We start from the raw sequence: 10,389 nt of genomic DNA, 5'->3' as shown, positions 1-10,389 counted from the left end.
CCAGTCACCAGTCCCCAGTCCCCAGTCCCTAATCACCAGTCACCTCTTCTTGGCGATCGCGCTGACGCAGTAAGTCTATACCGCGAGATGTTCCTAATCTGGTAGCACCAGCCATAATTAAATCTAAAGCGTCGTTATGGGTGCGAATCCCTCCTGATGCTTTAATTCCCACCCTGTCCCGTGCTATTTCTTTTAATAGGCGTACATCTGCTACAGTTGCTCCTCCATTCCAACCTGTACTGGTTTTTAAGAATGCAGCACCCGCATCCATAGCTAGTTCGGCTGCAAGTTTTTTTTCTGCATCCGTGAGTAAACTGGTTTCTAAAATTACCTTTACAGGTTTTCCAGTTTCTTCACAAATTGTAGCAATTTCCTGGTGTACTTCCTCGCTTTTACCTGCTTTCAACCAACCTAAGTTAATCACCAAATCTAACTCTGTTGCACCATTTTCCACAGCTTCTTGCGCTTCATATAACTTCACGGCTGAAGTCGTCAAACCAGTAGGAAAACCAATCACAGTACAAACTTGGGGGTTTTTGTTGTGCAGCAGTTGGGCAGCTTGTTTGACATAACAGGGATGGATACAAACCGCTGCAAAATTAAATCTATATGCTTCTTCACACCATCTTTCAACCTGCTCTGGGGTAGTAGTTGGTAATAGCAGGGAGTGATCGATAAATGGCGCAATATCAATGTTGGGGGAGTCTGCTGCCATTGTTAAGTCTGCCAGTTAGGGATTATTAATCTTTATGAAAATTTAAGATGTTTCTTCTCTATTAAATCATATTTGGAGGAGTCAGGAGTCAGAAAACTTTTTAATATACAAAAAATCAAGTATACTTTGAGCTAATGCTTTCCCTGCTAAGTACGGAACACCATTACCCACGGTTTTAAACATATTCGTAAGTGACATATTTTCTGGAAGTGAAAAATTAGCGGGTAAAGATTGAATAGCTAAAGCTTCAGATACAGAAATACGTCGCACTTTGTAAGGATGTAAATGTACTTCATTATTTCCATAACAAGCTGTAGGAGAATACCGCCATCGGTGCAAACGTTTAAATGATTTTTTAGAATCATCTCCTTCAGCAATAGTTAAAAATTTAGTGATACCTGCTCGTGGGTGAAAATAATGTTTTGAATTAGGATGATTAAGCACATTATTTTTTATAAACCAATATTCAACAGTTAATTCTTGGGGAATATTATCAGGACAATAGGTGATAGAATTTTCTTTAAAAGGTTCGGTTTTATTCCAAGAATATGCAAACACTTGATTTTGAGGATATAAAATATATTCTTCCCAAGGAAAGGTAAAATCATCAATTTCCATACAATTGAGCAGATTATTTTTAAAACCTATTAAAATAATTCTATCTCTATCTTGAGGTACACCATATTCAATAGCATTAATTAAACGTTCTGTTAAAATATAACCAGATTGCTGTAATTTAATTTTCAAATATTCATAAAATAAACGATGTTTTTTAGTTTTCCATAAACCCTTAACATTCTCGAATAAAAAGAAATCAGGTAAATTTTGACAAATCAACTCAATATAAGATTCCGATAATTTACCATTATCCCCCAAATGTCCTTTGTTTTTACCACCAATAGAAAAATCAGGACAAGGTGGACCACCAATAAAGCCAATTATATTATTTGATTTTCGGGAATCTTTGACTAATTCATTTAATTTTTGTGCCGCATTTCCTTGAGTTAATTTACTGACATCTGCTTCCTCACCCTCATGATATCCATATTCAGGAGATGGGAGTTTAAGAATTTCCCGTGAATAGCGATAAGCAGACATGAAAGGGGGGAATATTTCGTTAATGTATGCGATTTTATAACCTGTATTTTCAAAACCTAAATCGAGGAAACCTGAACCGGAGAAGAAAGAGAAGATACAAATATTGTCATTCATTGGTAAAATCAAATAATGTTGTTTTGCCGAATTAATTACATCTTATTATGTCTTCATCCGATTGGGAAAATTTCTTAGCTGAAGGAAAACGAGCAGTTGAAATAGTTCGTAGAGGGTTAATAAATCGTGGTATCAATGCTAGTGAATCCAGAATAACAGAATTTGGTACTGATGAAGATATTCCAGTATATAGCAGTGATAATCAGCGTCTGCTATTTTGGATATCAGTTAAGAGTGTTTCTGGTTTAGTGGAAAATCCCCGTATCTTACCTATTGGTTATAAAGGTTGGATGTGTGGAGAAGTAGAAAGTAAACAATGGGTTAATGTTAAGAGTTCCCTGTTCCCTTTTCCCTCTTACCCAATTAGTAATTTAGCATAACAAGTACCGAAGAACCAAAAATTAGATTAGAGGAATATAATCATGTACGAAGAATTTATAGATTTTGAGGGTATTTTCAATCTCGCACTGCAACATACTGAAGAATTGATAAATATGGGGATTGATATTAGTGATCCTTCTGGTGTGACAGAACTTGAATGGATAGCAAACAAATATCCAGAAATTGCGGAACGTTGTAATGAAGCTTTGCTAGAACTGGTTGAGAAGCAAACTAATACTATTCCTGCTTTTGTTGGTGCTGGATATTCAGATCATGATTTACCTAGTTTTTGATTAATTAGTAACTTAAACAATTTTAACCCACAACAATAAATCATTCAGAAAAATTAGTTAAGCCATATTGCAATGCTTCAAAACGTTTCACTATTTTATCAAAATTTTCATCCCATTCTTGAACATCTGGATGTTACAACTATAGATTAATTAAAATGTTTTCTAATCTCAATTATAACAAACAGGTGTAAAAAATGTTTAAACTCCAAAGAATATTCATGACCTTGATATTAATCGCACTACAACTGATATACCCGATCGCTAATTTATTTACCCAGATCAAATATTTTTTCCAAAAACGTGCAGCATTGAAAAAACATCAAGAAATTATCACTTGGGTAAAGACTCAAAACCTCCCCTTAGACACCAGCGCAGATTTTAAATTACCTACTCGTTTACTTGGTATTACTCATAATGACTTAGTTCAAGTGCTGCATTCTGCTGATGATAAATACTATGTAGCAATCATAATTAATCATAGCTTAAATATCATAGGTACAACATACACAGCTAGAGGTTTATTTGTTTGTGATTCACCTTTAAACAACAAATACTTAACCAAAATTCCTGGTGTTTGTCACAGGATCAATATTTTAGGAGAATATCAAAAACCTTATCCAATCGCTTGGGCGTTTACTAATCTTGAGGTTGAACACAAATATAATGATTATTTATTTGCCGTTTATCGTCAGCTTTAAGTAATTTAAGTAATTTGTGAATTGATAAATCAGGTATTTAGGAGAGTTTAACCAAAAAATATAATTACTTGATAGGTACAAAAAAATCATACCTATTAAGTATTATTTTCAATCATTAATTTGCTTTTTCAGCTAATGCTTCTAAATGAAAAGCAAGGTTATTGAGTGCAAATTGAATTTCCATACTGTAAGCTAAACTTTTCCATCTGGGGGTGGTTGCATGATCTAATGCTGTTGTGTCTAGGTATCTTGCAAAAACAACAAGTTTTTCTGAGTCTGTTTTTGCTGTAGCTAAATTATCCAAAAATTCTTGAGGTGTCATAAATTTACCAATAGTTTCAACATCTGAGAAAATCACAGACATTATCATAAACCCTACCACAAAATAAATCTGTTCAAAATCGCATGAAATTTGAGTGATTAAAAAATATTTTGACTTCTGACTTCTGACTTCTGACTGCTAAATTCTGACAATAAAACCCGCTTTTTATTTGGGAATAACTCCACTGCAAGCGGGTTTGTAATTTCTGTGTACAAAATTATCCCAATACTTCAACTGGTTTTGTTTCTGGTAATAACCGTTTCACACCTTGTTTAACAAATGCTTCCAAAACAGCAATTTTTTGATTTTGCTGGAATACATTTTGCAAAACTTGGCGTAATTTTTCCAGGTTTAAACCAGTTCCTGTTTCTAATGCTATTTCTTGCTGTTCAAAATATTCAACCAAACTTAAACCAGCAACTTTGGTTAAATAAGCAGCACTCACACCTTCAACTACTCCCCCTGCAACGAAGGTGACAGCATTAGTTTTGAGAATACCTGTTACTGCTCTAGTAGATAATTCTACTAATCCTAATTTCAACATTAAGCTTCCCATAGTGACCGCTACTTGTTGCGCCTGTTCTAAGGAAATTTTTTGTTGATAAATATTACCTAAATCCATTACCATTTGTGCATTAATAGCCGCAGTTGCTAATATATCCAAAGCGGGAATTGGGTTGGCAAAAGCAGCAGCAGCAGCTATCCACTGATTTTGTTCTATGATGGGTGTTGAGCGATCGCGTCTGATGCTATTTAAACAATTTTTCGCTTCCGCTTTGAGTAACAGCACTTTCCGCATTGTTGTTGTACAAACTAGCTGCTGTTTTTGTTGTGTTAAAACTTCAACTAATTTTTCTGTTAATTCTTGAATGTTTGGTGTTGGTTTTTCCATCCATTCTTGTACAGAACCATCAGCTTCATGTTTTCTCACTTTTACAGGTAAAGGTGAAGCGGAAGTTGCAACTACATTACCAGAAACTCTTTGTTTCAAGGATTGCAAAATTGTAGCGCGTTCATCTACTATATACTGATCTTGTTTATTAAAAACCAGCAATACTGATTGTTTTACAGCTTTTAATTGTTGCCAAACTTGAAATTCTGAATCTGTTAAATCTCCATTGGTAAGAAATAAAACAAAATCAGATTTTTGCAGTTCTGATAATGTAACCGCATCAGAATTTTCATTCATTCCTGTAAATAAAGGTGCTGTTTCTACAAAATGTAGAGAGTTTGTAGATAAAGTTTCTACATTTTTGAGAGTTTGAATAATTGTACTTTTACCTACAGACTTACCACCTGTAACAGCAATTTGAATTTCTCGTCTATCCAACTCTAAAAGTAATTGTTCCAGTTGTTCACGTAAAGTTGTTAAGCTGGCATGGTTGACTGCTTCTTGTGCGAGTTGGTTGATGATAGCTTGGGTTTTATTGACTGCATTTTCTACAGATGACCTATCTATAACCATATTATCTAGCTGTTCACCAATCTGGGGGCGATTTTTCTGCAACAACCACAAACCCCCACCAACGACTAAAGCACTCAACAGACCAAACTCTCCTACCTGTACTATTGAATCATGCCAGGTGTCTAACATCCACAGGGAAACGGACAAACCCAGTCCTCCCACTAATATTGGTTTATGTAACTTCACAATTCTGATTCTCCGCACTTTTGATGGTTGTATCTCCAGAATATATCAAAACCGGCTGATTCAAGTTAGACAAATGAACAAATTTAACTATAAAATACAATTAAGGATTGTCTGAATCAATATTCTCTTACTTATAGTTTGAGGTGAATACAGATGACACAGGAATTAATTGACCTCAGAAATAGCATTTTAGCAGGACGTTACACAGATGCTCTGGCAATTGTTGATGAATTAGAGGGAATGAGTAAAAAGGCTATTTTGCGGCAGATTAAATCCTTTTTAAAGATTCTGCTCATACATTTAATTAAGAATCAAATAGAACAGAAATTAACCAATTCTTGGGCTGCTTCTATTCGTAATGCTATCTTGGAAATTCAAGAGGTGAATTTGAAAGATAATCAAAAATCTCATTATATCAATGAAGATGAATGGCAAACTTATTTAGAAGATGAACTTACACCAGCAATAGCAGATGCTAGTTTAGAGGTTTTGCATGGTACTTTAAAACGAAAACAAATTTCCCAAATGTTAAATAAATCCCAATTAATATTAAATGCAACTGAGTTATTAGGAATGACATATAACTATACAAATAGAGAATTACCTGATGTTATAGATGATTATTTTGCTCAATTACCAGGGGGTGAAGATTGGCTTAATAGCTAGAATTATCCAAAGTAGTAAAATATTATCAATTCAAAACAGGCAAGATGCCTGTTCCACAAAAAAATTAATCTGACTTTTTCCCTAGTTGACGTTGCAATTGTTTGAAAGTTTGATATATCTCTGGAAGACGGCTATAAATAGCAGATACTTTCAGGTATAATTTGTGTGGTACGGCAGGAGTACCAGAGACGATTTCTCCTGGTGCAACATTGTTATGAATACCTGTTTGAGCAGAGGCGATCGCCCCATCTCCAATTGTTACTTGGTTTGCTATTCCGCTTTGTCCTGCTAAAATGACTCGGTTTCCTACTTTTACACCTCCGGCCATCCCCGCTTGTCCAGCAATAGCACAACCTGAGCCGATTTGGCAACCGTGAGCAATTTGTACTAAGTTGTCAATTTTAGTATTTTTGCCAATGCGGGTTTCACCGACTGCGGGACGATCAACTGCACTGTTACAACCTATTTCTACCCCATCTTCTAAAACTGTATAACCAGATTGTTCCATTTTTAACCAACCTGTGCGGGTAGGAACAAAACCAAAACCTTCTGCACCGATGACAGCACCGCTATGAATTACGCAGTCTGCACCGATTTGGGTACGTTCATGGATGGTACAGTTAGCGTGTAAGGTGGTGCGATCGCCAATTTTTACATCAGGATAAATCACGACGTTGGGGTGAATAATTACACCATTACCAATTTCTGCACCCGGAGAAATGACAACATGAGCGCCAATATAAACATTATTACCGATTTTGGCGGTGGGGTGAATAACGGCGCTGGGATGAATTTCTGGGGTAGGTTGATAGGGTTGGTAAAAAAGAGCGATCGCTTGAGCAAATAATAACCGGGGTTCGGGAGTTGCTAACCAAGCAATACCCCTTTCTGTAGCTTGAGTGTGTAATTTTTCATCCAGAGGTAAAATTAAAGCACTGGCAACAGTAGAATTAACTAAAGATGCAAATTTTCCCCCTTCCACATAGGTGATAGTACCGCTTGTAGCTTCATCTATAGCTGCAACTCCGGTAATTTCTGGGTTGAGTTCTGGGTTCAGGGTGAGACTGTGAGCTTGAATATTGTCACTTAATTTACTAACAATTTCGCTGAATAACATGATTTAATTTTGAGCATCTGAGGTTTCTGACAATGATCATGCCTTAATCTGATCTTTTTTGGTGACAGTTAGGAATTACTCGTTTGAGTCATTGACTTTCCAGCTAAATATGCGGTTGTCCAAGCACTTTGGAAGTTAAAACCACCAGTTATACCATCAATATCCAATATTTCCCCAGCAAAGTATAAACCCGGAACTAGCTTACTTTCCATTGTTTTAAAGTTAACCTCCTTGATGTTGACACCCCCACAGGTGACAAATTCTTCTTTGAAAACTCCTTTACCATTAATTAAGTATTCTCCCTGAGATATTTCTTGAACTAACTGATTTAAGGTTTTGTTAGATATTTCTGCCCAACGGTCTTCAGTAGTAATACTTATACGGCTAATTAGATATTGCCACAGTCGATGGGGTAAGTCAACACCACGATGGAGGGCGATCGCTTTTTTGCCCCATTCCTGTTTTACCGCTAAAAGCCTTTGTCTCACTTCCTCTTGTGGCAAGTTGGGCAACCAATTAATGTATAATTTGCATTGATAGCGATTTTCATGCAGTATTCTTGCACCCCAAGCGGAAAGTTTCAGTACCGCAGGTCCACTGATACCCCAATGAGTGATTAACAAAGGTCCTGTTTGTTGTAAAGGTTTTTTATCTGCAATTGATAAACGCAGATTAACAGGATTAACGCTAATTCCTGCCAATGTTCGTAATTTTGGATCAGCAATGTTAAAAGTAAATAAAGAGGGAACAGGGGTTTCGATGTGATGACCTAACTCTCTAGCGATTTTATAACCTATTAAACTGCTACCAGTAGCTAAAAGTAAGCGATCGCAATATTTCGTTTCTCCCGACTTGAAAATAACTTCAAAACCCTCGTTTTTTCGGTTCACAGAAATTACAGGAGTACCAATACTCAGTTCTAGCCCAGCATTAAAAGCAGCTTTAATCAAACATTCTACAATAGTTTCCGAACGATCTGTAATGGGAAACATCCGCCCATCAGCTTCAGTTTTCAAATTTACACCATGAGCCGCAAACCAAGCTACGGTGTCAAGAGGTTGGAAACGAGTAAAAGCACCCCGCAAAGCTTTACCACCTCTGGGGTAATTTTGCACCAACTCTTCAGGAGTAAAACAAGCATGAGTAACGTTACAGCGTCCCCCACCAGAAATGAGAACTTTAGCCAGGGGTTTACGACTGGCTTCAATTAAAGTAACTTGGGCTTGGGGGTTAGCTTCAGCACAAGCGATTGCGCGGAGCGCAGCACCTGCGGTGATCGCACCAAAAAAACCCGCCGCCCCACCACCAATAACTACAATTTGCAAGGGTAACAACTTTAAAAATCTTTCAATAATCTTACTTTACAGGAAGGCTGTTAGCTTTATTCTTCAAAAAGTGTAAAATCCTCTTTTGCCGCACCGCAAACAGGACAAACCCAGTCTTCTGGGATATCTTCAAAAACTGTTCCTGGTTCTATGCCACCATCAGGATCACCTACCTCTGGATCATAGATATAGCCGCAGACCGTACATATATATTTTTTCATGGTTGTGCGTCCTAATAACTAATTAGTTCAGCTTTACACTATTCCATAGTATTCCATATATAGGACTCCTATTTGATTTTTGAACAGAACTCCGTACATACTGAAAGCCTTCTTTCCTGTTCCCTGTTTCCTGTTCCCTGCGATGCACTGAGCTTGTCGAAGTGTTCCCTGTTCCCCACATCTACGAAAAATTCATGAATCAAATCGGATCACTATATTTATCACTATATTTATATTTTGATAAGCTGTTGTGCATTTAATTTGTATAAGTGGAACAGGCATCTTGCCTGTTAAACAAGAGTTCAGAATATTAGGATTATACAATTTAGCTGTGTAACAGCTTATCAATCTATATTTACTTGCTTATTGCTGAGGACGGATCTTAAAAACGCCATAATCTGCGTTGAAAATAACTGAAAATGCCTAACCCCAACGCCCCAAACAACAATAGCCAAATCACACCACCAGGAATAAAAGTGAGAATACCCAAGCCTCTGAGTATCCATAAGGCTATTCCCATACCAAGAAGGATACCTAAGATTTGAGTTAATTTGCGATTTAATGAAGATTGATTCACTGGACTTTTCTGGCAATTTCAGCAAAAATTACATTTTCAATTAAAATTATATCACGTTTGCTTGTTGCAGGTTCATATCTCTTTGGGTAGGAAATAGAGAATGGGAAAGAGAGAAAAAATGATACTGTAAGTCATTTCTGCCAAACAGGTAGATTTAAATACAGGGTGCAAGAGTTTGTAGATAGAATCAACTTCCATCAAATTATATCCAGAAAATCAATAAAATGAACTGTAATTAAAAATGAGTAGGTTTAAATCCTGAAATTTCTTGGTTGAAACTTTCAAACTCTGGTTTTTTAGAAGATTTAAATGTTTGATTCAGTTTTTGGTTAATAAATATTGTTTGAGGGGTAGAGAAAAACACTATGTCTGTATCTGATATATCATCAACTATTCAAGGTTCTAAAGGGTTAGATATGTTGTGGAGTCCAGACAAACAAAAGTCACTGATCCAAGGTGAAATTTTGCTACAAACGCGATCGCATACTCTCTGGGGTGGTGCTGTCACAGCTTGGATGTACTTACCCTTAGTTCGGTCCAACGTTTGGCAGCAGATTACAGATTATCCCCGTTGGGTGCAATATTTCCCTGACATCACCAAAAGCGAGATCATAACCAAGGGTGATGTCAAGCGCCTATATCAAACAGCACAGAAAGCATTTTTATTTTTCACTGCCCAAGTAGAAATTTATCTCAGCGTTGTTGAAGTCTTAGGACAGCAAATACAATTTCGCATGGAAAAAGGGACATTTGAAGATTTCCATGCCAACTTAGAACTTAAAGACATGGGAAATGGAACTTTGTTAGCCTATACAGTGCAAGCAACACCGAATATTCCCATCCCCTCAATTTTTATTCAACAAGCAATGAACTTGGAATTACCAGAAAATATGCGTAAAATGCGACAAGTGCTGATTTTAAGTCAATAACAGTAATGTCTACAGGCAAAAGCTATTTTGGAATTTTGGTTGTTGGGGACTGGTGACTAGGGACTGGGGCAGAAACTGGGAAGCAGAGGAAATTATTTGTATTTTCCCAATCACCAATCACCTATTTAGGGTTTGCTGAAAAAGTCTCTTCGTTAAGGCAGGGAATAGGGAATAGGGAATAGGCAAGAGTTTGGGTGATCTGTTAGTAACCAATTCTTTGAAATTTCACCCGGAAAATGCACGCTTTTAGGAGTATGCCCCTGAAAAATCCTGCACTGATTT

General features: G+C 36.7%; 13 protein-coding genes. 5 read left to right on the top strand and 8 right to left on the bottom strand.

Features of this window, described 5'->3' with window-relative positions:
- Nucleotides 1–28: 28 nt before the first annotated feature.
- Both deoC and PN497_RS18540 read right to left on the bottom strand, forming a co-directional pair.
- A complete protein-coding gene (gene deoC / locus PN497_RS18545; RefSeq protein ID WP_096572294.1) occupies nucleotides 29–715 on the bottom strand; it encodes a deoxyribose-phosphate aldolase in 687 nt (228 codons plus the stop codon).
- Nucleotides 716–796: 81 nt separating this feature from the next.
- Nucleotides 797–1,927, bottom strand: a complete 1,131-nt coding sequence (locus PN497_RS18540; RefSeq protein WP_096572295.1) for a DNA cytosine methyltransferase — start codon at nucleotides 1,925–1,927, stop codon at nucleotides 797–799.
- Nucleotides 1,928–1,974: 47 nt separating this feature from the next.
- Between PN497_RS18540 and PN497_RS18535 the strand changes: the two genes are divergently transcribed.
- The 3 genes from PN497_RS18535 (at nucleotide 1,975) to PN497_RS18525 (ending at nucleotide 3,299) form a co-directional block, all read left to right on the top strand.
- On the top strand, nucleotides 1,975–2,307 hold the full coding sequence (locus PN497_RS18535; protein WP_096572296.1) for a protein kinase family protein: 333 nt from the start codon (nucleotides 1,975–1,977) through the stop codon (nucleotides 2,305–2,307).
- 42 nt (nucleotides 2,308–2,349) lie between these two features.
- A complete protein-coding gene (locus PN497_RS18530) occupies nucleotides 2,350–2,601 on the top strand; it encodes a hypothetical protein (protein ID WP_096572297.1) in 252 nt (83 codons plus the stop codon).
- 218 nt (nucleotides 2,602–2,819) lie between these two features.
- Entirely contained in the window at nucleotides 2,820–3,299 is a 480-nt protein-coding gene (locus PN497_RS18525; RefSeq protein ID WP_236104095.1) for a hypothetical protein, read from the top strand.
- A 115-nt stretch (nucleotides 3,300–3,414) separates the two neighbouring features.
- Here the strand turns inward: PN497_RS18525 and PN497_RS18520 are convergent, their stop codons facing one another.
- Nucleotides 3,415–3,621, bottom strand: a complete 207-nt coding sequence (locus PN497_RS18520; protein WP_096572883.1) for a hypothetical protein — start codon at nucleotides 3,619–3,621, stop codon at nucleotides 3,415–3,417.
- A gap of 217 nt (nucleotides 3,622–3,838) precedes the next feature.
- Nucleotides 3,839–5,215: a YcjF family protein gene (locus PN497_RS18515; RefSeq protein ID WP_096572884.1), complete on the bottom strand. Its 1,377-nt coding sequence runs from the start codon at nucleotides 5,213–5,215 to the stop codon at nucleotides 3,839–3,841.
- A gap of 210 nt (nucleotides 5,216–5,425) precedes the next feature.
- On the opposite strand from PN497_RS18515, the gene PN497_RS18510 reads away from it, so the two are divergent.
- The gene (locus PN497_RS18510; RefSeq protein WP_096572299.1) at nucleotides 5,426–5,938 is read left to right on the top strand and encodes a DUF29 family protein; all 513 of its coding nucleotides are present in this window, start codon (nucleotides 5,426–5,428) and stop codon (nucleotides 5,936–5,938) included.
- 64 nt (nucleotides 5,939–6,002) lie between these two features.
- Here the strand turns inward: PN497_RS18510 and lpxD are convergent, their stop codons facing one another.
- The 4 genes from lpxD to PN497_RS18490 all read right to left on the bottom strand — a co-directional run bounded on the left by lpxD (nucleotide 6,003) and on the right by PN497_RS18490 (nucleotide 9,178).
- A complete protein-coding gene (gene lpxD, locus PN497_RS18505; protein WP_096572300.1) occupies nucleotides 6,003–7,055 on the bottom strand; it encodes a UDP-3-O-(3-hydroxymyristoyl)glucosamine N-acyltransferase in 1,053 nt (350 codons plus the stop codon).
- Between the two features lie 68 nt (nucleotides 7,056–7,123).
- Nucleotides 7,124–8,389: a BaiN/RdsA family NAD(P)/FAD-dependent oxidoreductase gene (locus tag PN497_RS18500; protein WP_096572301.1), complete on the bottom strand. Its 1,266-nt coding sequence runs from the start codon at nucleotides 8,387–8,389 to the stop codon at nucleotides 7,124–7,126.
- 47 nt (nucleotides 8,390–8,436) lie between these two features.
- Nucleotides 8,437–8,601 (bottom strand): rubredoxin, encoded by a 165-nt coding sequence (gene rd, locus PN497_RS18495; protein WP_096572302.1) that lies wholly within the window; start codon nucleotides 8,599–8,601, stop codon nucleotides 8,437–8,439.
- A 382-nt stretch (nucleotides 8,602–8,983) separates the two neighbouring features.
- The gene (locus PN497_RS18490; RefSeq protein WP_096572303.1) at nucleotides 8,984–9,178 is read right to left on the bottom strand and encodes a hypothetical protein; all 195 of its coding nucleotides are present in this window, start codon (nucleotides 9,176–9,178) and stop codon (nucleotides 8,984–8,986) included.
- A gap of 365 nt (nucleotides 9,179–9,543) precedes the next feature.
- On the opposite strand from PN497_RS18490, the gene PN497_RS18485 reads away from it, so the two are divergent.
- On the top strand, nucleotides 9,544–10,107 hold the full coding sequence (locus tag PN497_RS18485) for an SRPBCC family protein (protein ID WP_096572304.1): 564 nt from the start codon (nucleotides 9,544–9,546) through the stop codon (nucleotides 10,105–10,107).
- Nucleotides 10,108–10,389 lie beyond the last annotated feature (282 nt).

Origin of the sequence: Sphaerospermopsis kisseleviana CS-549, from assembly GCF_028329225.1 — a bacterium.
Taxonomy (GTDB): Bacteria; Cyanobacteriota; Cyanobacteriia; order Cyanobacteriales; family Nostocaceae; genus Sphaerospermopsis; species Sphaerospermopsis kisseleviana.
The sequence above is the reverse complement of the archived record's forward strand: the minus strand, read 5'-3'. Positions and strand labels throughout refer to the sequence as shown.